Annotated in this window: 21 protein-coding genes; 11 read left to right on the top strand and 10 right to left on the bottom strand. The window is 65.1% G+C overall.

Annotated features, from left to right (window positions below; translation table 11 throughout):
* Positions 1 to 209 precede the first annotated feature (209 nt).
* The gene (locus tag I1A62_RS21060) at positions 210 to 899 is read left to right on the top strand and encodes a GntR family transcriptional regulator (protein WP_124393401.1); all 690 of its coding nucleotides are present in this window, start codon (positions 210 to 212) and stop codon (positions 897 to 899) included.
* A 427-nt stretch (positions 900 to 1,326) separates the two neighbouring features.
* Positions 1,327 to 2,691, top strand: coding sequence for an MFS transporter (locus I1A62_RS21055; protein ID WP_124393392.1), 1,365 nt, complete (start codon positions 1,327 to 1,329; stop codon positions 2,689 to 2,691).
* Between the two features lie 116 nt (positions 2,692 to 2,807).
* On the opposite strand, the gene yddG is transcribed toward I1A62_RS21055, so the two are convergent.
* The 5 genes from yddG to I1A62_RS21030 all read right to left on the bottom strand — a co-directional run bounded on the left by yddG (position 2,808) and on the right by I1A62_RS21030 (position 7,648).
* Positions 2,808 to 3,866 (bottom strand): aromatic amino acid DMT transporter YddG, encoded by a 1,059-nt coding sequence (gene yddG / locus I1A62_RS21050; protein ID WP_219459662.1) that lies wholly within the window; start codon positions 3,864 to 3,866, stop codon positions 2,808 to 2,810.
* Between the two features lie 252 nt (positions 3,867 to 4,118).
* Entirely contained in the window at positions 4,119 to 4,355 is a 237-nt protein-coding gene (locus I1A62_RS21045) for a hypothetical protein (protein WP_124393390.1), read from the bottom strand.
* A gap of 151 nt (positions 4,356 to 4,506) precedes the next feature.
* Positions 4,507 to 5,967, bottom strand: coding sequence for an APC family permease (locus I1A62_RS21040; protein ID WP_124393389.1), 1,461 nt, complete (start codon positions 5,965 to 5,967; stop codon positions 4,507 to 4,509).
* A gap of 28 nt (positions 5,968 to 5,995) precedes the next feature.
* On the bottom strand, positions 5,996 to 6,304 hold the full coding sequence (locus I1A62_RS21035; protein ID WP_124393388.1) for a hypothetical protein: 309 nt from the start codon (positions 6,302 to 6,304) through the stop codon (positions 5,996 to 5,998).
* Between the two features lie 45 nt (positions 6,305 to 6,349).
* A complete protein-coding gene (locus tag I1A62_RS21030; protein ID WP_124393387.1) occupies positions 6,350 to 7,648 on the bottom strand; it encodes an NAD(P)/FAD-dependent oxidoreductase in 1,299 nt (432 codons plus the stop codon).
* Between the two features lie 283 nt (positions 7,649 to 7,931).
* On the opposite strand from I1A62_RS21030, the gene I1A62_RS21025 reads away from it, so the two are divergent.
* Both I1A62_RS21025 and I1A62_RS21020 read left to right on the top strand, forming a co-directional pair.
* Positions 7,932 to 8,522, top strand: coding sequence for a TetR/AcrR family transcriptional regulator (locus I1A62_RS21025; protein ID WP_124393386.1), 591 nt, complete (start codon positions 7,932 to 7,934; stop codon positions 8,520 to 8,522).
* A 98-nt stretch (positions 8,523 to 8,620) separates the two neighbouring features.
* A complete protein-coding gene (locus I1A62_RS21020; protein WP_192581932.1) occupies positions 8,621 to 8,794 on the top strand; it encodes a hypothetical protein in 174 nt (57 codons plus the stop codon).
* 10 nt (positions 8,795 to 8,804) lie between these two features.
* On the opposite strand, the gene I1A62_RS21015 is transcribed toward I1A62_RS21020, so the two are convergent.
* The 5 genes from I1A62_RS21015 to I1A62_RS20995 form a co-directional block, all read right to left on the bottom strand.
* Positions 8,805 to 10,454: an AMP-binding protein gene (locus tag I1A62_RS21015; protein WP_219459661.1), complete on the bottom strand. Its 1,650-nt coding sequence runs from the start codon at positions 10,452 to 10,454 to the stop codon at positions 8,805 to 8,807.
* 189 nt (positions 10,455 to 10,643) lie between these two features.
* On the bottom strand, positions 10,644 to 11,444 hold the full coding sequence (locus tag I1A62_RS21010; protein WP_219459660.1) for an SDR family NAD(P)-dependent oxidoreductase: 801 nt from the start codon (positions 11,442 to 11,444) through the stop codon (positions 10,644 to 10,646).
* Positions 11,441 to 12,373, bottom strand: a complete 933-nt coding sequence (locus I1A62_RS21005; RefSeq protein ID WP_219459659.1) for an acyl-CoA dehydratase activase — start codon at positions 12,371 to 12,373, stop codon at positions 11,441 to 11,443. The genes I1A62_RS21010 and I1A62_RS21005 overlap by 4 nt, the downstream gene beginning before the upstream one ends.
* 45 nt (positions 12,374 to 12,418) lie before the next feature.
* Positions 12,419 to 13,759 (bottom strand): 2-hydroxyacyl-CoA dehydratase subunit D, encoded by a 1,341-nt coding sequence (locus I1A62_RS21000; RefSeq protein ID WP_219459658.1) that lies wholly within the window; start codon positions 13,757 to 13,759, stop codon positions 12,419 to 12,421.
* Between the two features lie 28 nt (positions 13,760 to 13,787).
* Positions 13,788 to 14,960: a 2-hydroxyacyl-CoA dehydratase subunit D gene (locus I1A62_RS20995; RefSeq protein WP_219459657.1), complete on the bottom strand. Its 1,173-nt coding sequence runs from the start codon at positions 14,958 to 14,960 to the stop codon at positions 13,788 to 13,790.
* Positions 14,961 to 15,101: 141 nt separating this feature from the next.
* Here I1A62_RS20995 and I1A62_RS20990 point away from each other — a divergent pair, with 141 nt between their 5' ends.
* From I1A62_RS20990 to I1A62_RS20960, 7 genes are all read left to right on the top strand, one after another.
* Positions 15,102 to 16,199: a CaiB/BaiF CoA-transferase family protein gene (locus I1A62_RS20990; RefSeq protein WP_219459656.1), complete on the top strand. Its 1,098-nt coding sequence runs from the start codon at positions 15,102 to 15,104 to the stop codon at positions 16,197 to 16,199.
* Between the two features lie 59 nt (positions 16,200 to 16,258).
* Positions 16,259 to 17,149 carry a PaaX family transcriptional regulator C-terminal domain-containing protein gene (locus tag I1A62_RS20985; RefSeq protein WP_124393379.1) on the top strand — a complete coding sequence of 297 codons (891 nt, stop codon included), beginning with the start codon at positions 16,259 to 16,261 and terminating at the stop codon, positions 17,147 to 17,149.
* A gap of 153 nt (positions 17,150 to 17,302) precedes the next feature.
* Entirely contained in the window at positions 17,303 to 18,547 is a 1,245-nt protein-coding gene (locus I1A62_RS20980; RefSeq protein WP_219459655.1) for a CdaR family transcriptional regulator, read from the top strand.
* 216 nt (positions 18,548 to 18,763) lie between these two features.
* Positions 18,764 to 19,873: an ABC transporter substrate-binding protein gene (locus I1A62_RS20975; protein WP_219459654.1), complete on the top strand. Its 1,110-nt coding sequence runs from the start codon at positions 18,764 to 18,766 to the stop codon at positions 19,871 to 19,873.
* Between the two features lie 4 nt (positions 19,874 to 19,877).
* Positions 19,878 to 20,768: a branched-chain amino acid ABC transporter permease gene (locus tag I1A62_RS20970; protein WP_124393376.1), complete on the top strand. Its 891-nt coding sequence runs from the start codon at positions 19,878 to 19,880 to the stop codon at positions 20,766 to 20,768.
* Positions 20,769 to 20,775: 7 nt separating this feature from the next.
* Positions 20,776 to 22,422 (top strand): ATP-binding cassette domain-containing protein, encoded by a 1,647-nt coding sequence (locus I1A62_RS20965; RefSeq protein ID WP_219459653.1) that lies wholly within the window; start codon positions 20,776 to 20,778, stop codon positions 22,420 to 22,422.
* Positions 22,391 to 23,149 carry an ABC transporter ATP-binding protein gene (locus tag I1A62_RS20960; RefSeq protein ID WP_072937083.1) on the top strand — a complete coding sequence of 253 codons (759 nt, stop codon included), beginning with the start codon at positions 22,391 to 22,393 and terminating at the stop codon, positions 23,147 to 23,149. Before I1A62_RS20965 ends, I1A62_RS20960 begins: the two co-directional genes overlap by 32 nt.
* Position 23,150 lies beyond the last annotated feature (1 nt).

Raw genomic sequence — 23,150 nt, 5'->3', positions numbered from 1 at the left:
TGATCGTGGAACTCGAGCTGCAGGCCCGGTCCGTTGTGGATCCCGAGCCGATTACGGCGGGCGTGCACAGTGCGGGTGGAACGGCGTGTATTCGGGGATTACCGAGGTGGGCGTGCCGCTGCGGTGCCTGCGTCTCACACCAGCCTAAAATGTAATCACAGATCACACAAGGGCGGATCTGATCTCCGGTTAATATGTGATCTGTGGTCATGTCCAAACGCGCCGAGCCGACACTTCTGACCGATCAGGTCTACTCGATGATTCACGAGTCGATCATGAACGGGGATCTGCCTGCCGGTGCCCGCCTGCGGGTGCGCGATCTCGCGGAGCAGGTGGGCACCAGCGTGATGCCGGTGCGCGAGGCGATCCGCCGACTCGAGGAAGCCGGTCTGGCCGAACGCGTGCCCCACCGCGGGGCGGTGGTGAAGGGCCTGACCCTCGCCGAGTTGGTGCACGTGTACGACGTGCGCCGGTTGCTCGAGGTGGAGGCCGCCAGGCTCGGCGCGCAGCGGATCAGCGCCGAGGACTGCGACCGGATGCAGGCAGAGTTCACGCTGATGCGCGCCGCCGTCGACGAGGGACGCGTGGTCGCCCTCCTCGACCACGATGAGGCCCTGCTGTCGATCCTGTACGAGGCCGCCGCGAATCCTGTTCTTCTGCAGACGATCCGCAACCTGTGGAACCACTGCCGGGCCTACAAGATCGTGGGCGCGCAGGGAAGCCTGGACTCCGGGGGAGACGACCCGCTGTGGCGCTTCCAGGAGCGCCTCGTTGCTGCTGCCCGGGACCGCTCGGGTGACTCCGCCGCAGCGGTCAACGAGGAATCGCTCCTCGACGCGACCGACCGCATCAAAGCGCTCCTGGCTACCGAGCAGGCTGCGTCGGCTGACGCCGGATAACGCGAACACCCCTTCTATGCCGTCGGCACGAGTCGCCGTCGAGCATTGCACCCTCGGGCGGGTATGACCCCCGAGTGACTACGGCCGGACGGTCGCGCCACCGAAGACGGTGAGCCCACGGCAGGGTGAGCTGTGGTGCCTTCTGCTGTGCCACCGGCGTGGAAGCACGCCCAGGGGGTTGTGTGATCTGTGATTACATATTATTGTTCTGTGACGAGGCGCACATCACACCAGCGGGTGCGGCAAGCAGTGAAAGAAGCCAGCTCGCATCGCCGGGTCGCCGACACGGCCTCCGGTCGAGAATCACTCGTTCTCGAATCGCCGTGCGTCTCAACAGGAATTGAATCAAATCCGACCACCTCGATATCGCCACCGAGGAATGCCGCATCAGGTCCGGGTCGGAAAGTATGTCAACAAGGAGTCCGAGATGACGACGACCAACCCGTTGGACGACGCACCACTGTCCACATTTCACAAGAAACTAGCGGTGTTCTCCTCGGGAGGGCCGTTCCTCGACGGTTACGCCCTCTCGATCATCGGTGTCGCGATGGTGCAGATCTCGGGCCAGTGGAACCTGTCGTCGGCCGAACAGGGCCTCATCGCGGCGTCCACGCTGATCGGCATCCTGCTCGGTGCCTTCGCCGGCGGTTGGCTGACCGACCGCTTCGGCCGGGAGGTCCTGTTCACCCTCGACCTGGTTGCGATCATCGCCTGCTCCGTCGCGCAGTTCTTCGTGGAGGGCGTCGTCTGGTTGATCGTCCTGAGGCTGCTGCTGGGCATGGCCGTGGGTGCGGACTACCCGATCGCCACGTCACTGATGACGGAGTTCGCCCCGCGTAAATACCGTGGTCCGTTGCTGGGTGCCTTCGTCACCATGTGGTTCGTCGGCGCGGCGGCAGCGTACGTCGTCGGCGAGGTCCTGGCGCGAACCGCCGGAGACGACGCGTGGCGGTGGATGCTCGCCAGTGCCGCACTCCCCGCAGTGTTGATCTGCGTGGCCCGGGTCGGCACGCCGGAGTCGCCCAGGTGGCTGCTCAGCAAGGGGAAGATCGACAAGGCCAACGAAGTTCTGCTCAAGGTTTACGGTCCCGGTGTCACCGTCGCCGACCTTCCTGCAGAGGAAGAGACCAACGTCGGCGTCAAGGAACTCCTCCGCTCCGGCTACGGCAAGCGGATGGCCTTCATCACCCTCTTCTGGACCTGCTCGGTGGTTCCGCTGTTCGCCGTCTACGCCTTCGCCCCGGCCATCCTCGGTGCCCTCGAGCTCGAAGGCGACGCCGCACACATCGGATCCGCCGCCATCACCATCCTGTTCATGGTCGGTTGTATCGTCGCGCTGCTGCTGGTCAACCGGATGGGCCGGCGCCCGCTGCTGATCCACAGCTTCGTGTGGTCGGGTCTCGCCCTGCTGCTGCTGGGACTCTTCCCCGGAGCGCCGAGCGCGATCATCATGGTTCTCTTCGCCGCCTACGCGGTCCTCATCGGCGGCTCCCAGATCCTGCAGTGGGTGTACCCGAACGAGTTGTTCCCCACCGAAGTCCGCGGTTCCGCAGTGGGACTGGCGTCCTCGCTCAGCCGCATCGGCGCTGCGATCGGCACGTTCCTGGTGCCGCTGTCCCTCACCAGCCTCGGCATCGGCGTCACGATGCTGATCGCCGCCGGCGTCACCCTCTTCGGTGCCGTGATCTCCCAGATGTGGGCACCCGAGACCCGGGGGCTGTCCCTCTCCGAGAGCGCCGGGCTCGGCCAGACCACCAAGTCGCCCGCTCCCGCGGAGACGATCTCCGTATAGCAGAATCTCACCCACTACACGTGAACCGTGTCCTTCGCTTCGAAGGACACGGTTCACTTGTGTCTCATGGCTTTCCGGGCAACGCCGCGCGGCACAGTCCGGTACTCGACCGGCAGTCAGTGGGTGTCGATCGCGCCGGCTTCGTGCTTGCGCCGGCGAATTCCCAGCGCGCTCGGGCCGCGCGACGAGTGACGTCGACCGCTGACGCGCACTGCCGCGCGATCCCGCGGTCGTTCGTCTGTGGCGGTGCTGTCCGGAGTCGCCGCTGCCGGGGGAGTAGTTTCGCCGGCCTTCTTGGGTTCGCGCGTTGCGACCCAGCACACCGTTGCGCCGACGCACACGATGGCGGTGCCGACCCAGAACGTGACACCGAGTGCGGTAGCCAGCATCAGCGAAGAGAACGCGGCCGACAGGACCGGCGTGAAGTAGGAAGCGGCAGCGAGCAGGGTCATGTTTCCGTGAAGAATGCCCACATTCCACAGCGCGTAGCCGAAGCCGATTGCGCACGCCGCTACCATTGTCGCCACCACCCCGGTCAGCGTGAGGTGGATGGGTTCGGTGTCGCTGAACAGGTACAGGACCCAGAACGATGCTGCGGTGAGCATGAAGAACGGAGTAATCCCGTTGTTGCCCTTGGCGAACAGCTTTGTCACGGTGCAGTACGAGGACCAGATGACGGCACCCAGCAGCGCGAGAGCGTAACTCAGGGGATTCGTGCGAATGTTCTCGATGGTCCCGGGCAGGTCGAGTCCGGTGTCACCGCCGAGGACCAGCGCGATCCCGGCGATCGACAGTCCGATGCCGGGAATGAACAGGATCGACGACCTCTGCCCGGTGAACAGGATGGCGAACAGGACTGTCAGGCACGGCCACAGGTAGTTCACGATGCCGACCTCGATCGCCTGCCGCGCGTCGGTTGCCAGTCCGATCGCGAGGGCGAAGCACACTTCGTATCCGGCGAACATCAGCGCACCGGTCAGCAGATAGACACGGTTGAACTCGCGAAGTTTGGGCCACCCGACGGTAAGGAACAACAAGACGGAGCAGCACGTGTAGATCATGGCCGCGCCGCCGATGGCGCCGAGACTCTCCGTGACCAGTCGGATCATGCCGACCATGGTGCTCCACAACACAATCGCTGCCAGGCCGGCCAGGGTTGCGTTCCGGCCAGTCATCGCCACTCTTGCCAAGATGATCCTCCTTCGTGCTGAGCTCAGGGATTGTCGAACCCGAACACCGTGACGTGCAGGCGAGGAGGGAGGTCGTCCCGCGGCACACCTGAGAGGTCTGTGGATCGAGTTGTCGTGGGCACCACGAACCGGCGTACATCGGCGCGAGGGAACCCGATCGTTACGCGGTTCTTACCTGAATGTAATCTGTGATCACAAAGTAAGCAAGGTGACGTGCGCCGCAGTGGTCGGTAGGCGTCACCCGGATTCGAGGTCCGTGGAGATCGCCACGGTCCCGAATCCGAGGTAGTGCACCCGCAACCCGCCCCGCCGCAGGGCGGAGGTCGCGTCCTGTACGCGGGTGGTCAGCCGGTGGAGCGTGGCGCGGTTGCATTCCGAGGTATGAAGGTCGTCGTCGAGGAGGTACGCGAACAACTCGTCGAGGGCCTGCCGGAACTCACGCACGTCCTGCCGGGCGGCGATGTGATCGACCATGGTCCTCACCTCTGGTCGGTGTATCGATCCTTGCCCTCCGCGCGTTGCAACCAGCAGAAATGATCAGGCGTGACAATCACTGGCACGGCAACGCCGAGTGGCCCGCTCGGGGAGCGGGCCACTCGGAACACCTTTCGAGGACATGAGCACGTCAGCGGAGCGTCCCTGGCGACCGAGGCGCCACCGCTGCGGCCGGGATGTCGGGGGAGGTGTCGCGCCACTGAACCGGGACGCGGTCCTGCACCAGGCGTCGATAGAGGAACAGGAGCACACCGACCGAGAGCAATCCGACTCCGAGTAGCACCTCCTTCCAGCCGCCGGCGTGGGAGAGGTCGGGGTTGAGGACGCCGACGACGAGGATGAAGGCGTTGAATACGGTGATGACGGCCGCAACCGGGATCCACTTACGCGACAACCGGATCGGGCGAGGCCAGTGCGGGCGATCCTTGCGCAGCAGGAGGAAACCACTGACGGCGAGGGTGATCGCCAGAATGTAGCCGAGATTGCTGGCAATGAGGATGGCGACCGGGTTGCCGACGACGATCAGAATCAGCAGGTTGACGGTCATCGTGATCCACAGTGACCGGCTCGGGACACCGGCGCGGTTGAGCTGATCGAGTTGGCGGATGGACATCTTCTCGGCCGCGATGCCGTACAGGGCGCGGCCGGCATCGGCGGACGAGGAGACCATGCTCAGGAACAACGCACCGCACAAGATTGCGGTGATGACCCCGGACAAACCGCCGGAAGTCGCCTGCACACTCGCCACCCCGTAGGTGATGGGATTGTCGGTGATCACAGCCTCCCCGAGTTGGCCGGTCGTCGCGATCGGCACGATCGTGTACGCACCGACCATGAACAGTGCGATCGACGTCAGCGCCTTCGAGGTGTCGCGACTGGTGTCCTTGTATTCGGGTGCGAAGACGGCGCACAACTCCGAGCCGTAGATCGCCCAGGCGGTGACATACAGCCAGACGACGAACGTCTTCCAGCCACCGTCGATGTGGGAGGTCAGATTCGCCGAGTGCCATTGGCCCGTGACGAACGGGCCGATCGCGAGAACGGTAAGGACGAGGATGAATGCGGCACCGATGATCTGGTTGAACCTGACGGCCACCTTGATGCCTGCGACGTTGAGGACCGTGCACGCGACGATCGTGATCGCCGAGACCAGGTGCGGGAATCCGAACGCGACGCCGGCCAAGGTGAACAGCGTCCACGTCGCGTCCGGGAACCACTGGGCCTGCACCAGCGACCCGATGGTCAACCCGACCAGTGAGAGCACCAACGCCCACCCGCACCAGTAGCCGAACGCGGCGAGCGGCCCGAGTGGGGCGAAGTACCGCTTCCACGCCTCGGTCGCGAGCATGGCGACCCCGCCGGGTTTGTCGGGGAACATTGCCGCCACTTCGGAGAAGATCTTGTTCTGCAGAAGGGCGACGGCCGAGAGGATCACGCAGATTGCCGCGGCGGGAATCGCGCCGAGCGCGCCGATGACGTATCCGACCGAGACGAACAACCCGGCGGCGATCGGCAGCGCGAGCATGAAACCGTGATACCAGCGCAGTGTCTTGTGCAATTGGTGTTGTGTTCCGGAAGAGTTCTCGCTCATGACTTTTCCTCGCAGTGGGTAGGCGTTGTCAGGCGAGCGGACTGACGGCGGACTCGGGGCATTCGGTGACCTCGATATCGACGCCGTCGATGACGGCGAACATCTTCATGAACTCGGGGAGGTTGGCGGCGTCGGCGTTGGCGGCGTCGGCTGCTTCCTTGCTCTCGTAGATCCACAGATCGACCCAGCTGCCGTCGGCGCGCTTGGCGCAGAAGGGGACCGACAGCAATTTCGGATGGGCGGCTTTGACTTCGGTGATCGCTGCCTTGCGGAGTGCGAAAAATTCTTCATTACTCGTCGACAGGGTGAAGGTGACCAGTTCGGCGCAGTACGACATCAGGGGTCCTTTTCATTCGAGGAGGGAGAACGGAGGTGGTGTGGGTCAGACCAGTTCGGGCAGAATGCGGGCTGCAGCGGTCTTGGCGCTCTCGATCGCGCCGTCGATGAACCCCGCCCAGCCTTCGGCGTAATCGCTGCCGGCAAGGCGGATGTGGCCGTGCTCGGTGGCGGCGGACTCCTGGACGGCGGCGAGTTGGTTGGGTCGCAGCATCGGCCAGGTCTGTCCGGACAGCTCGTCGGCGACCCAGTCGTGTCCGTCGACGGCGACAACGTCCAGGTCGGGAATCCATTCGCGCAGAGCGGCTTCGACGGCGCCACGGTCGGTGACATCGATGCGCGTGGAGTCGGAGCCGAACGCCACGATGAGGCTGTCGCCGTCGATGTCGTACTCGTATTGGAAGAAGTTCAGGGGGCAGGAGCTGGGGCCGAGTCCGGCGACCTTGCCGATGTCACCCTTGACGCGGACCCATACCTTCACCCCGGTCGAGGCCTGGCCCTCGGTGGCGACCGAGACCAGGTCACTGGGCAGCGCCGGGCTGAAGTCGATGGTGTTCAGCACGTTCAGGGGGAGGGTGACGATCGCCTTGCGTGCCGTATGGGTCCGGCCGCCGTCGACGGTGACGGTGACGCCGTCGTCATCCTGCTCGATCCGGGTGACCCGCGAGTTGAACTGTACGTCGGCGGTGGACTGGGCGACGATCGCGTCCAGGAGCGACTTGGTTCCGTTCTTCAGTTTGTACGTCGCGCACGCTTCGAACATCAGCTGCCAGTTTCCGCCCGCCAGCGCGCACCAGCGCATCGCCTGGGTGTAGGCGCCGACGTCGGGCAGGCCGCTGAAGGACAGGCCCCAGAAGCCTTCGACCAGGTCGTGCTGTTCCTGATCGAGGTTCAGCGCGGCGATCTTCTCAGCGATGGTGAAGTGGTCGAGTGCCTTGAGCTCGTCGCCGACGGGCCGGAATTGGTACGGGTTGGGAAGTAGCTCTGCCGAGCCGGCCAGAACCCCGGTCATGCCAGGGTCCATGAGGGCGAACAGTTGCTCGGCGGTGCCGGTGCGAACTCGACCGTCGGCCCGCCACAGCGCGCGTTCGGCAGTTGGGCTCGCCACCAGGGGAAGGTCGTAGCGGCCGATCTCCGCCCACACATGTGGCTGGGTCCAGTGCACCCAGGTGCCGCCGATGTCCAGCTTCCGGCCCAGGGCGCTGTCGCGGGTCCAGGTGCGTCCGCCGAGCCGGTCGCGGCCCTCGAGGATCGTGGCGGTGATACCGCGCTGGGTGAGTTCACGGGCGGCGGTGATTCCGGCGAAGCCGCCGCCGACGATGACGACATCGGTGTCGTAGTTCATGGTGTTCTCCTGGAAGCGAATGAGCAGGGCGAAAGGCACACGAGGAGGTGTCAGAGCAGCGGTCGAAGCAAACATGTCCAAATGGACAAGTGTGAGCGATGGCACAGAATATGCCTCATCGCGCCAAATTGGTCAAGTGGACAACTGTGGTTTCTTTCCGATGGGCACCTGCCGTAATCTTCATGGCACGCAGATCGCAGCAGTCACAGCTGGGCGTCCCGGATCTGCCGGGCGGTGCGAGACACCGGCGTCACGGCTCTCGAAGCTCATGGAAAGGAGCGGCATGTCTGCCGTCGAATCGGCCGCCTCGCGTCCGGCGCTTCGCTATGGCGAGAGGCGGACGGCGCTTCTCGCAGCTGCGGTGCGCGTGGGTGCCGAACAGGGCTTGCGCAATCTCACCTATCGCGCGGTCGCCCGCGAGGCCGGAGTAGCGCACGGTCTCGTCGCGCACCATTTCGGTACCCGCGATGCGCTACTCGAAGAGGCACTGCAGTACTCGCTCGCCAAAAGCGTGCCGGCGATCAGCGCACGGCCGGGAAGCGGGGACCTCGACGCGCTCTTCGAAGGGATCGTGGAGATGGTGCAGACGCTTCCCCACGATCTCGCGTTCCAGTACGAACTGATCCTCGAATCACGGCGGCGGCCGGAGCTGCGGCCACACGTTCAGTCGCTGTACCGGACGTTCGAGCAAGCCCTCGCCGACGAACTGGCATGCGGGGAGATGAACCTCGACCAGGACTTCGTGCACCTCATCTTCGCCGCCCTGGACGGTCTGGTCTTCCAACAGTTGTCGATCGCCGACCCGGAACGGACCGACGCTGCGCTGGCGCACCTGCGTAGCCTGCTCGCGCTCGCCGGCCACCGCTCGACGTGACGCCGTTCGTCGACCAGTACCGGGCTCGGCGGAGAGGGGAGCCCGGCGGTGGCCGAAGGGGTCGCCGCCGGGCGCCGACGAGGCTCACCGACGTCACGGTGGCTATCGCTCACAGCGGCTGGACGTCGATGCCGTGGTGTACGCGTTTCGGGATCGATGCCCAGAACGCGGACACCCGCTTCGAACTCAGGCTTGCGTTCGAGTTGTCGGCGTTGATCGAAACGCGTCGTGAATCCGATCAGCCGGAGGACGGTCCGGTGTCAGCGGAGTAGGTGAGTCCGGTCAGCTGTTGGACAGTGACTCCGGCGCCGGCTGGGTATCGAGGTCTGCGGCGGTGAGTGCTCCGGACGCAATTTCCTGCTGCACACGGAATTTCTGGATCTTCCCGGACGGTGTCATGGGGAGTGTGTCGGTGAAGTACCACAGCGACGGCGTCTTGTGGGCGGCGATTCGGTCGCGACACCAGGCTTTCAATTCGGTCGGGTTCGGTGGATTGGCGGGGTCTGCCGGTCGCACGACGGCGCCGATCTGCTCGCCCCATCGAGTGTCCGGAACCCCGACGATCGCAACCTCGGCCACGTCGTCGTGCCGGAACAGTAGTTCTTCGATTTCGCGGGGATAGATGTTCATGCCGCCACGAATGATCATGTCTTTGAGTCGGCCGGTGATGCGGAGGAAGCCTCGTTCGTCCATCGTTGCGAGATCACCCATGTACAGCCATCCGTCGGCGTCGATGGCGGCGGCGGTTTCGTCCGGCATCTCGGAGTAGCCGAGCATCGTCTGGTAGCCACGACAGCATATTTCGCCCTGTTCACCGATCGGGACGATCTCCTGGGAGACGGGGTCGATGATCTTCACTTCCAGTTCCGGCAGCGGCTGTCCGACGGTGGTGGCCTGATCGGCCGGATCGTCGGTGACTCGGGTCTGGCTGATGACGCCGTGCATCTCGCTCTGCCCGAACAGGATCGTGACTTGGCAGGCGAGTTCGTCGAGCACCCGTTCGACGAGTGCCTGGGGAACTGCTGACGCGCCGGACAGCACGGTGTGGAGGCTCGACAGGTCGCGTGTTTCGCGGTCCGGGTGCTCGAGAAGCGCGATGAGCATCGTCGGAACCATCAACGAGTGTGTTCCGCGGTAGCTTTCGAGCATCTCGAGCATCAGTGCGGCGTCGAAGCCGGGTAGCACCACAAAAGTCCCGTGCGCCGCGAACGTCCCGAGTTCGGTGACGGCACCGCCCCCGATGTGGTACATCGGCATTGCGTTGACGCAGACGACGTGGTCCACCAGCCCGGCCCGCTCGAACACGAACGTGGCTTCGTTGACGATTCCTTTGTGATGCAGCAGTGCGCCTTTGGGGAAACCGGTGGTTCCGGAGGTGTATTGAATCTGCACCGGGGCGGTGGGTGTGACAGCGGGCAAGTCAATTGCCGGATCCGCGGTCGCGATGAAGGACTGCCACTCGCTGGGTGTGACGACCATCCGGAGTTCGGGGAGTGACGGCCGTACCTCCGCCAGGACCGCTGTGAGGTCCGCGCCGCGATAGCTTTCCCGGTAGAAGAGCCCGACCGAGCGGGACTGGCGAAGGATGTACTCGAGTTCGTGGGCGCGGTAGGCGGGGTTCACGCCCACCACCACCATCCCGGCCATCGCGATCGCTTGCTGAAGGATTACCCACTCTGCACTGTTGGGTGCCCAGATCGCGATCCGGTCTCCGGGCGCGCAGTGGGCCAGCAGTGCCCTGGCCGCCTGCTCGGTGTCGGCGAGGAGTTGACGGTACGTCCACTCGCGCCGGTCGGCCGGATCGGGAGATCCGTCGACCAGGGCGAGGCGGTCGGGTACCGCCGACGCGGCCTCTCGCAACAGGTCGCCGACGGTGATGTCGCGGACGCCTGAGCTCGGTGTCGCCGGCCAGAGAGACTTTTCGAGGGGCATGATGCAATCCTGCCTTCGGGCTGTGCGGGGTGGGGGAAGTTGGTGGAGCGTGAGGTGCTCGTGACGAGGAAGCCGGAGTCGGCTGCGAAGTGGTGTCTCAGTCACCACGCAATGTAATACACATGTGGAGCTGATCGCTATGAATTCGTCAAAATAGTGCGGATGAGCTGAGGCGCGGCACTGGAGCCCTCACCCCGCCGAGATGCCGCCATTCGGGCTGACCGCTTGACCGGTGATCCGACGGGCCTGAGGGCTGCACAGGAACAACACGAGGTCCGCCACGTCGACCGGTTCGGCGACACCCAGTGACGCCAGTCCGGCGGCCTTCGCGAAAAGCTTGGCGCTGAACGGCTCGGCCATGACACGGTCGTAGGCGCCGGTGTCCCGGATGAGCGACGGCGTCACCGCGTTGACGCGGATACCGTCGCGTTTGGCCTCCATCGCAAGGGTTTTGGAGAACATCACGATGGCTGCCATGGCCGCGCCGATGACGGATTCTCCCGGGGTCGGATGTTTCGCCGCGTCGGAGGCGATGTTCACGATCGCGCCGCCGTGCTTCGCCCGCATGTGTGGAAGTACGGCCCGGCACATGTTGATCGGGCCGAGCGCCTGCTGCAGCAGGATCGACGGAACGTCTTCGGGGGGCGTGTCGTGGAACAGTCGGGGCGTGAACGCGCTCACCGTGCTGTTGATCAGGACATCGGCAGGCCCCAGCGAGGCCGACAGTTCCTCGGTCACCCGCGCGGCCTCGGCGGGCTCGTTCACATCGCCTGCGGCGAAGAAGGCCCAGACACCCGAAGCGAGTGATCGAATCTCCGCCGCCGCCTTCTCGCCGCGTTCGGTGTTGCGGCCGACCAGACCGATGCGCTGGGTGCCCGCCCGGACCAACTGACGGGCGACCTGCAGGCCTACGCCGCTCGTCCCGCCCACGATGTAGACGGTCGCCTCGGACAGGTCGGGCACCCAGACTTCGGGTGTGTCTGTGGTCATCGGATGTTCCTCTGCAGTTCGAGGGGCACCGGTTTGCCGGTGCCCGGATGGGAATGGCCGGGCCTGCCGTCACAGTCCTGGCAGTGCGGCGTCGCGCTCGACAGGCTCGCCCGGAACTGCTCTTCGGTCGCTTCGTCGGACGACGTCGGCGCCTCAGCGGTGCCCGCGTAGTCGTCGCGGGCCAGCAGTCCGGCGCCGTACGCACCCGCGATCTGTGGCTGATCGAGTAATTCCACCGGGTGGCCCAGCGCCCGCGCGACGTGAACACGCGCGGCCGGGTTCTTCGCCACTCCGCCCGTCATCACCGTCGGTGTCGCCTTGCCGACCTGCGCCACCAGTCCGAGTGTGCGCGCCGCGACCGCTTTGTGCACGGACGCGGCGATGTCCGCCTTCTCGCGGCCCTGCGCCAGTAGTGAGATCACCTCGGTCTCCGCGAACGTCGCGCACATACTGCTGACCTCGAGACTCTCGGAACCGGCGAGCGCGAGTTCGCCGACCGCGCCGATGTCGACTTCCAGTGCCCGCGCGAGCACGTCGAAAAAGCGGCCGGTCCCGCTCGCGCACCGGTCGTTCATGGCGAACCGTTCCACGAGGCCGTCGTCGTCGACGATGATGGCCTTGCTGTCCTGTCCGCCGATGTCGATCACCAGCCGCACACCCGGGTGCAGGGCGGCGGCGCCCCGGGCGTGGCAGGTGATTTCGGTGAACGTCCGGTTCGCCCCGGGGACCAGTTTCCGCCCGTAGCCGGTGCTGATGGTCCGCCGGATGTCGGATTGCGCGACACCGGCGTCCGCCATCGCCCCGTCCATTGCGCGCGCGACCGCTTCGCGGCTCACGGCTCCCATCTGGACGACACTCGATCCGCGCAGGGTGCCGTCCTGGTCCACGACGGCGGCCTTCGCCGTGGTGGACCCGAGGTCGACGCCCATGACGAACCAACCTGGCGTTGTCTTGTCTGCGGAGGTGGCGGCCATCTAGATCACGGACTTCATCCGTTGCACGTCGATGGCCTCGAGCATCGCCTCCAGTCGACTGTCGAACAGTTCGTCGTTGTAGAACGACGCGTCGGCGACGTCGCCTTCGAAGAAGAACGACTTGACGCCGCGCTCCGTCTCGGCAGCGCGGGCGAGCATCGTCTGCGGATTGGTCATGGCCCGGCACGTCCGCGTCGAGTGGAACGCGATCCCGTCGATCGCGTACTCGTCCAGCCGGCGGAGCAGGAGTTCCTGCAGGTTCTTCAGTCCGTGGTTCAGCGGGCAGAGCAGGTAATGCTGTGCCATGCCCAGGAGTGGGTTGTCGACATCGATGAGCTGCGGCTCCTGCCAGAAGGATTCGTGGGTGTAGCGGCCGGCGACGACGGCGACGTCGTACTCCGCGAACTTCCGGGTGAGGAAGCCGAGCTTGTTCCAGTTCATGATGCCGTCGAAGTACACGCGGTAGCGTTCGTCCGCGACCGCGCTGACCCCGTCGGTGACCCGCTGCTGAATCTCGGCCTTCACGCCGGCGAAGTAGTCGACCAGCGCCTGATTGCCGGGCAGGAAGTTGATCGGGGCGATGCTCGCGACCCAGTCCCAGTAGGTCGCAGGCGTGGGTGCCTGCGTGCAGAGCGCCATTCCCTCGAGGCGCAGCTCGGAGGCCCGTTTGATGTAGGACATGCTTTCGCTGAGTCCATCCCAGTCGAACGGTCTGCCGGTCTGGTGTTCGAGGAAGGTGATGAGTTCGCGCAGTTGCCCTTCGACGTACTTGCTCACCTCGGTCCACTCCTCGCCCCGCATGTACCCGGCGTCGGGTTTGTTGCCCCACAGCATGGGGATCGAGACGTTGAACAGCGGGAGCTTGCGATCGAAGACCCGGTACGTCATGGCGTCCCATTGCTGACCGGTGCTGCATCCGGCGTAGCCGTTGACGAAGAAGTCCGGGGCAGGCAGTTTGCTCGCCAGTTCCTGCTGGTCGACCATGCCGACCACGCCGGTCTCCCGGTCGGCCGCGGTTTGGTGCGTCAGCACGGCGCAGCCCAGATGTGTTCGCGCATAGGAGCAGAGCTCACCGATGTAGCCGTACTCGGCGCCGGCCGCCTGGGCGGGCCCTTCGAGGTGCTGGGCGGCCAGTCGAGCGGCGAACGCCTCGCCGTGGCACCACTCCAGGCCCGCGGCCTGGAACAGCGGGTTCAGTGCGGCGCCGTTGTACCAGACGACGTGCTTCCCGCGTTCCTTGGCGGTGAAGATGTTCTCCCAATAGTCGGCCACCAACTTGCCGCCGACCCGCGTACTCGACAAGCGGCGGGTCTTTTCCTTGCTGATCTCTTCGATCGCCATGGCGAACTCCTCTGAGTGAAAGTCGAATTCAGGACGGGACGGGTGCGAGCTGACGGCGAATGCGTTCCACGAAGGTCTCGATCTTGGTGCGGAGCGTCTCGACGGGGTTGCCTTCGTGCTCGGTCTCGAGGAGCAGCAGCGGTATCCCGTGTGCGTCGAGCGCCTTGCGCAACTCCGGGTAGTAGAGCATGTGGGGTTCGCAGAACTTCGCCATCAGGACGACGACACCGTTCGCGCGGCTCTTTTCGAGTGAGTCGATCAAATAGGTGTCCCAGTCGACCCCGACGGTGACCCGTGTCGGGCAGGGGGCGTTGTCGTTACGGTCCAGGTACCACTCCGACAGCGCCTCCAGCGGATCGCCGTGCTCGGGGACGTCGGTCGAGATGTACCGGAAACCGGTGTACAGGTCGTCGTCGACGACGATCACTCCGGATTCCTCGATCACATCGAGGACCTCGGGGCGCGGGGCGTGGCAGAAGTGACCGGAGAGATGCAACCGCACCAGATCGTCGGGTGCGTCGGCACTCGGGTCGAGCCGGACCAGAAGCCCGTTCAGGGCGGCATTGTGTTCGTCGATGTCCATCACCATGCTCGACTTCACCAATACCTGCATGTCGCTCGCAGTGATGCGCGCACGGCCCGTGCGCCGCAGGTCGTAGAGTTCCCGGAGCAGGCGTCGATTCGTGTTGAACAGCCGAATGCTCTCGGCGAGTGACTCGTCCGTGATCGTCGCCCCGACGACCCCCTCGATCTCGAGCTTGAGTTCGTGCACGCGGCCCGCGACCCGCGGCTTGGTCCACGGATCGTCCATCGCGCTGGTGAACTGCGCGAAGTGCACCGGTTTCTCGGGCCGCGCCCAGCGGATCACGTCGACGGCGCCGAGGAGTTGCACGCAGTGATCGGCGGCGACGAAGCCGTCGAAGACGTCGAGTTCACCGACTGCGGCCTGGTCGGCGACGCTACGCGTGTAGCCGCAGTAGAACTCGGCAAGCAGGTTGCGTCCCTCCGTGATCGGGGTGCGGCTTTCCTGGACGATCACCGGCAACGCACCGGCGGCGTGCACGATCTCGGAAGGAAAGTTCATCGGAAAGGAACCGATCACGCGGTTTCCGTGCTTCGTTTTCCATGCCTGCGCATAAGTGACCGGGTCATCGGCCGCCGCTCGCAGCGACGACATGACGGTCGGATCCAGTTCGTTCACATCCAGCCCTTCGACTTGGTGGACGGATACACCGCGACGACTGACGAACTGCGCCGCGGCGACCTGACTTGAGATATTACGTTATTGGATAGATAGTTTCCATAGATGTCAAACATCAATTCGATTCTTCGGAGGATTCAGATGAAACAAGTGCTGGCTGGAGTGCGGGTCGTCGAACTCGCCGGGATCGGCCCGTCGCCCCACGCCGCGATGCAGCTCGCGGACCTCGGCGCCGAGGTCGTGCGAATCGAGCGTCCAGGGGGTGTGACGCAGCTGCTGCCCGTGGACAAGGATGCGGGACTGCGTAACCGGCGCTCGGTGAGTGCCGACCTGAAGGACCCCGCCGACCTGGCGAGGATCCTGAAGCTCGTCGACAAGGCAGACGTCCTCATCGAGGGTTACCGGCCGGGTGCGGCGGAGCGACTGGGCATCGGTCCCGACGTGTGCCGTCAGCGGAACCCTCGGCTCGTGTACGCCAGGATCACCGGTTGGGGCCAGGACGGCCCGCTCGCGCCCTATGCCGGGCACGACATCAACTACCTTGCGCTCACCGGTGCGCTGAACGCCATCGGACGCGACGGCGAGAGGCCACTCGCACCGCTCAACCTGGTCGCCGACCTGGGCGGCGGTTCGATGCCGGCGGTCACCGGCATTCTCGGCGCCCTCTACGCGAGGGAACAGACCGGTGCCGGAGACGTGGTCGATATCGCGATGGTCGACGGGGTGAGTGCGCTCATGACGATGTTCTGGACACTCACCGAGAACGGGCTCTGGTCCGATCGGCGCGGGACCAACGTCATCGACGGCGGGGCGCCCTTCTACGACACGTACGAGTGCGCCGACGGTCGGTACATCGCGGTAGGCGCAGTGGAGCCCGTCTTCTATGCGCAGCTACTGACGGGACTCGAACTCGACCCCGCGGGTCTGCCGGACCAGTACGACGAGTCGGCATGGCCGGCGCTCCGGAAGACCTTCGCCGACGTCTTCGTCACGCGGAGCCGAGACGAGTGGGTGCAGGCGTTCGCGCACCTCGACGCGTGCGTGACGCCCGTGCTGGCCCTCGCCGAGGTGCCGGATCACCCGCACATCGCCGCGCGCAACACGGTCGTGACCGCGTTCGGTCAGCGTCAGCCGGCGGCGGCGCCACGCTTCGCCGAGGCGCCACCCGCAACCTATGCGTCGCCCCGCCCACCCGGCGCCGACACCGAGGCGGTATTCCGGGACTGGGGTGTCGAATGACGATCGCTGACCGGGGCCTCGAGGGGTGTTGTGGCAACGGGCTGACGTGATGCGCGACGATGACACTTATGTCTGACTCGAAGCCGTCCGACTCGAAACCGGAGTCCACCCCCGACAAGGAAGTGGCGTCGACCGGAAGCGCGCGGTCGGTTCTCGTCACCGTGCTCGGCGAACTCGTCGAACCGTACGGACAGCCGGTGCGGACGGCCGCGCTTCTCTACGTCCTCAAGGGACTCGGGTACGGGGAGCATGCCGCCCGGCAGGCGATCGCGCGCACAGGTTCCGCAGGTCTGATCGCCGCCGACCGCAACGGACGCGAAACGCAGTGGACGTTGACGGACAAGGCGCATCGGCTCTTCACCGAAGGTGAACTCCGTGTCTTCTCCACCGACGTGGACACCACGCAGTGGGACGGCAGGTGGCTCGTCGTGAACGTGCCGATTCCGGAGTCTCACCGCTCGACCCGCAAGAAGCTCTATGCCGCGCTGCGGTGGGCCGGGTTCGGGAACCCGGCACCCGGCGTCTGGGTCACTCCCCACGTCGACCGTGCCGCGGAAGCGGAACGAACCATCGAGTCTCTCGGATTGACCGCCAACACGGTCTCATTCGTCGGGACGCTCGCCGTCCCCGGGATTCCCGAGAGCGAACTCGTCCGCCGTTCATGGGATCTGGACGCCGCCGAGAAGGAGTACGACGAACTGCTCGACCGCTTCGATGCGCGAACCTTCCAACCGGGCGACGAGTTGCTGTTCGCGCACCTCCAACTCGCGGACGCGCTACGGCGCATGCCCTACATGGATCCGCGGCTCCCCGAGGTGCTGCTGCCGGACTGGCGCGGGCTGAAAGCCGCCCGGCGGCTGCGGGACCTCCGCGCCGAGTGGACCCCCACCGCCCACTCGCACTGGCGTCGGATCGCCGGTCTCGACGTACCCGCCGCTCAGGTGCCGTAGGCGGTTTCGGGGACCTTCCCATGTTCGGTCCAATAATTTACAGTGTGGTCTGTGGCACAAAGGGCGAAGCAGGCAGGGAACGGGTCGTCCGCATTACGGCCGGGCGGCGAGCCGGAGCCGGCTGCCGATTCCCGAGAGGAGACGCCGGCCTCGTTGTCCTGGAAACTGAGACTGGAAACCACGCTTGCCGACCGCGCGGCAGCGGTCGGGACGCTGTCCTGCCTGATCAGCGCTCTGTCCGACATGCTCGAGGCAACGGTATTCCTGATAGGTCCCGCCGGGCAGGTGATCAGCCGGGCCGTCCCTCCGGGCGCTTCGTCTACCGCGATCCCTACGCTGGAGCGACTCGAGTCGCCGGGAGGACCGGTAACGGTCGGCGCGCCTGCCGGCGTCGTGCGAGTGGATGGTGGGCGGACGGGCGGCCGCGACTACATGCTCGGTTCGGTCGTCGACGGCGACCACCACTTCGGATGGGTAGTCACCCCGATCGAAGGATCCGTGTCCGTTGCACATGTGCAGTGGGCCGTGGACCGGGCAGTGGTCCACCTGACGGCCGAGTTCGTCTCCCAGCGGCGGATCGCCCGCGTGGCCTGGAATGCACGTGCGAACCTGGCGCGGCAGATGGTTCGGTCGACTACTTACGATGCAGATCTTCGGGCTTGCGCGGAGTACCTCGGCGTCGATCTGGCCGCGGACCGGGTCATCGCGTTCGTCCTGGAACGGGGCCGGTCGTCGGGTTCGGCAGTCGATGCGGGCCGCCTCGGTGATCTGATCTCCGAAGATCTCGACGTCGACATCCTCACGATTCGCGGCACCGAGGGCGTCATCCTCTCGATCGAGGCGCCGGCAGGGGTCGGGAATGCGACGGTGATCGCGCGCTGCAAGGCGGCAGTCAACAAGGGCCTAGACCGGATGGGTGACCGATTTGCCGTCGCGGGCATCTCGTCGGTGACCCGGCCCGGTCAGCTCCGACGGGCATACCGGGAGGCATTCGAGGCTGCCCGGTGCCTTGACCGATACCCCTCGGAATCGAACCGCGCCATCGCCTGTGACGAACTCGGGCCTGCACGATTACTCGTAGCGAACAGCAATGAACAGTCCGTTCGGATGTACGTGTACGACGTTCTCGGGGATTTACTTGCGGGGGGAGTGTCGAACAACGACCTTCTCCGTACCCTGCAGGAGTTCTTCGATAGTGGACGGAGTGTGCGCGACACCGCAGTGCGGCTGGATGTGCACGAAAATACTGTGCGACACCGACTGGGGCGGGTGCACGACATCACCGGTCTCGACGTGGCCGCAAACTCGAACGATCAGCTCAGTGCCCAGACTGCATTGTTGATTCTCCGACTGCAGGGTCACCACGCGGTGCCGGGCTTCGACCGGGTAGCGCGTTGAACGTGGGGCAGATTCGAGGGAGCTGAACCCCTCCTTGTCGACTTCTCCAATGCGGCGACGTGAGTCCGGGCCGAAGTTCTTGACCTTCGAATCGACGACGGCTTTAACTGGCGCCCAGCGTGTTCCAACTCACATGCTTCGGAGTACGAATAGCAAGGAGTCCCTATGCGATCCGTCAACTGGACGAGAAAGCGACGACTAGCGGGTGCAGCCGCGATGGTTGCTGCGCTTCTGGCACTCACCGGATGTGGCGGCCCGGCCGGTGACAACTCTGGTGCCGTCCGGATTGGGCTCCTCGCCAATCTCACGGGTGACGCGGCGATGTCGTTCGGCAAGCCCTTCGAGCGAGGATTCGAACTCGCTCTGCACGAGGCCGAACCGATACTGGACGAGTCCGGTGTATCGATAGAGGTCCTCACCGAGGATGCCAAATCTGCCGTACCGTCGGCGGTAACCGGGTACAACAAACTCCGTCAACAGAGTGTGCCACTCGTTGTCCAGGACTCGCAGAGCCCACTCGGTCAAGCGGTGGCGCCCCTGGCGAACGAAGACCGGATCACCCTGGTCAGCGGGGCCGGGAGCGCATTGGAGAACTCGGGCGGGTACTCATTCCGATTCACCGATCTGAGCACCCCCACGATGTCGGTCGGCAGTCGCCTGGCCGAGGAGGGCCACACCCGTATCGGTCTGGTTGTGGCCGGCGACAATCCATCCTTCACCACTCTGGCGGAGGCAACCGAGAAGGGGCTACCGGCCGGATTTGCATCTCGGCAGGAGGTTTCGTCCCAGGACACCGACTTCTCCGCTGTGCTCGCGAATCTCAGGCGGGACCGCCTCGATGCCGTGGTTCTCTCGGTCCTCCCGGCCCAGGCCGGAAATCTCATCCTCCAGATGAAGAACGCCGGTGAATTCGAGCACGTGAAACTGATCGGAACGGTTGCGATCAGCGGTGAAACCTACACGGTGGCCCGGGACTCGGCCCGAGGCTTCGAGTTTCCGCAGGTGTGGGCGCCAGGCGGAACCAATCCCACCGCCTTCGAACGACGGTACACGGAGAAGTACGGTGAGGTCCCCACTGCCTACGGTGCCCTGGGTTATCAGGTCGGCTGGACCACAGTGGCCGCCGTGATCCAGGCAGAGAAGAATGGAACCGTTGACGGTAGCGCTCTGCGCGACCTCCTTCCCGCTGCCTCGACTTCGGACCTGGTGCGAGAACACGGGATTCTCGGGCTCGAAATGACCGCGGACGGTCTCGCGATCTCGAGCGGGGTCATGGCCACGTTCGCAGACGGAGGAGCCATGGTCCTCGCCGGATCGGCCGGGTGAATCCATGGACTTCCTGCTTCAGCAAACCGTCAACGGGATCGTTCTCGGCAGCGTATATGCGCTCTATGCATCGGGTTTCGGTCTGGTGATGGCAAATCTCCGGATCTTCCACGTCGCGCATGCGGCGGTGTTCACCTGGGGAGCAATCTTCGCCTGGGAGCTCACATCACGACTCGGCTGGTCCCTCATGGCAGCCTTGCCGGTCGTCGCGGCGCTGGCGGGACTACTCAACGTGCTGGCCTACTTCCTGCTGATCCGCCGAGTCCTTCATCGCCGGGGCGGCGAGATGGCGGCCTTCATCTCCTCGATGGGCGGCCTCATCGTGCTCGTCGAGCTGGCACACCACCACCTCGACGGTGCCGTCGTGCGAATGAACGCCGACGCGTTCACCAGTGCACCTCTGTCGATCGGCCCGGTTCGGATCACCACCCTGCACCTGATCATGGTGTGCCTGGTGCTCGTCATCGTCGCCGTGACCAGTTGGCTGCTCGCCCGCACGGAGCTCGGCCGGGAGATCCGCACCGTCGCTTTCGACAAGGACACCGCCGCGATTCTCGGCGTCAACGTGGATCGCGTCAGCGCCGGAGTGTTCTTCGCGTCAGGCGCCATGGCAGGTGTCGCCGCGTCGTTCGTCGCCATCGCGTTCAACGTCATCGATGCCGGACTCGGCTCGACCTACCTGGTGATCGCGCTCGGAGCCATGGTGGTCGGCGGCTTCGGCAGTGTCGGCGGCATGCTCGTCGGCGGTCTGGTCATCGGGATCGTGTCCACCTATGCGACGGGGTACCTGTCGAGCACCTACCGCGATCTCGTCGTCTTCGTCCTGATGCTCCTCTTCCTCGCTCTGAGGCCCGAAGGTCTGTTCCGGACCCGCGCAGAACTGACAAGGGTGTGACCCGACCATGACAGAGTTCTTTTCGATCTTCGGTGCGTACGACTTCGTGATCAGGGACGGAATCGTCCTCTCACTCGTTGCCCTGTCGCTCTACGTTGTGCTCAGCGCCGGAATCTTCGCTGTGCCCCAAGTCGGTTTGATGGCTGTCGGGGCGTACGTCTCGGCTGTACTTTCCGTCGATGCAGGGGCCCCGTTCGTGGTCTCTCTCATCGGGGGGACGCTCGCATCCGGATTCGTCGCCCTGCTGCTGGCCGGTCTGTTGCACCGCCTCAACGGCATCTACCTGGCCATTGCGAGCATCGCGTTCGCGGAAATCGTGCGGGTGGCGGTGCTGAATTTGCCACTGACCGGGGGCGCACAGGGCAAGGTGGGCATCCCACGAACCACGACCGATCTCGTGATCTGCATCGTGGTCGTCGTCGCCGTTGCGGGTCTCATCGCACTGAAGCGTTCGCGATTCGGGCTCGCGATCAGTGCCATGCGGGAGGACTCCCTCATGGCGAGCCACCAGGGAATCGACGTCGTCCGCTACCGGACCGCGTTGTTTGCGCTCTCGGGGATCCTTGCAGGAGCCGCCGGCGCCCTCCACGTCCACATGTCGGGCTTCGTGGAACCGGGCCAGTTCAGCTTCGAACTACTCACCCAGCTACTAGCAATAGTGGTCATCGGAGGGACGGTGTTCGTCACCGGCTCGCTCGTCGGCGCCCTCGTCATCATCGGCCTGCCCGTCGCCTTGACCGGTCTTGCCGCGTATGAGGCACTGGTCAACGGCGTGCTGATCGTGCTGATCGTCGCCTTTGCGCCGAGCGGAATCCTCGGGAGTCTCCGCTCGTGGTGGCCGGTCCGCAGCAGTCCCTTCCCACCGGACAGCGCGGACGAGACATCCGCGGAGCGGGTGCTCCCACTCGTGCGGGACGACGGGCCCGCAGGCGACACCGTCCTCGAGGTCCGAGATGTGGTCATGTCATTCGGGGGCCTGCACGCGCTGGACGCTGTCAGCGTCGAAGCACGATCCGGGGAGGTACTCGGCATCATCGGCCCGAACGGATCGGGAAAGACGACTCTCCTGAACGTGTTGTCCGGCGTCTATCGTCCGGAGAGCGGAACCGGCACCTTGCTCGAGCACGACTTCGCCGAACTCTGGGGGCACCCACACGTCACGGCTCAGTCCGGGCTCGCCAGGACTTTCCAGAACATCCGACTGATGGACGAGGAGACTGTGTCGACCAACGTCCGGCTGGGCATCGCTCGGCGTCCAGGCATCGACGTGCACGAGCGGACCCGAGATCTGCTCACCGAAAATCGTCTCGACTGGGCCGCCGACATCCCGGTGGGCAGCCTGCCGTACGGGGTGCGACGACGGGTGGAGATCGCGCGTGCCCTTGCGCGAGAGCCCCGCGTACTACTGCTCGACGAACCAACCGCAGGTATGAATCCCACTGAGCGGCAAGACGTGTTCGACACGATCTCGGACATCAGATCGCGTGGTGTCGCTGTGATCGTGGTGGAGCACGACGTGGCGATGATGCGTTCCTTCTGCGATCGGCTCGTCGTATTGGACTTCGGCAGGAAAATCGCCGAAGGCAAACCCGACAACGTACTCGATTCCAAGGAGGTCATCCGTGCCTACATCGGATCCGGTTCTCTCGCTTGAGGATGTCAGCATCTCCTACGGGCACGTATCTGCGGTCACGGATGTGACGCTGACACTATACGCGGGGGAGACCCTCGCTCTCATAGGTCCGAACGGGGCAGGCAAGTCGACGTTGCTCCGCGGAATCACCAATCAGGCCCGTAAGGGCAACGGCAAGATTCGCTTCGGCGGACGGGACATCTCCTCCACTCCGACGCACCGGATCACCCGCGCCGGGATCGTCCATGTCCCCGAGGGCCGCCAGGTCGTGGCGCCACTGACAGTCCGGGAGAACCTGCAGCTCGCGGCACATGCAGCGGGACGCTGCCCCCGACGGGAAATCGAAGCCTCGATAGACCGTGTCCACGAACTCTTCCCGCCCCTCGCGCGCTTGCGCAATACTCCCTCCGGCCTACTCAGCGGCGGCGAACAGCAGATGGTTGCGATCGGACGGGCGCTGATGGCGCGACCAGCGGTGCTGCTGCTCGACGAGCCCAGCATGGGCCTGGCCCCGGTCATGGTCGAGGTGATCTACGAATTCCTCGGCGAACACCGGGACGCACTCGGTGGGGCAGCCGTCCTCCTCGCCGAGCAGAGCCAGATCGCGCTCCGAGTCGCCGACCGTGCAGCGGTCCTGTCCCGTGGCCGGCTGGGCTTCGTCGGGCCGAGCTCCCAGATGGACGAATCCTTGATCGCCGAAGCGTATCTCGGCACCGGCCGGACTGCCGGGGTGCCGGAAACGGCCTAGT

The organism is Rhodococcus sp. USK10 (genome assembly GCF_019378875.1).
GTDB lineage: Bacteria > Actinomycetota > Actinomycetes > Mycobacteriales > Mycobacteriaceae > Rhodococcus_F > Rhodococcus_F pseudokoreensis.
This window is presented reverse-complemented; position numbering and strand designations above follow the sequence as displayed.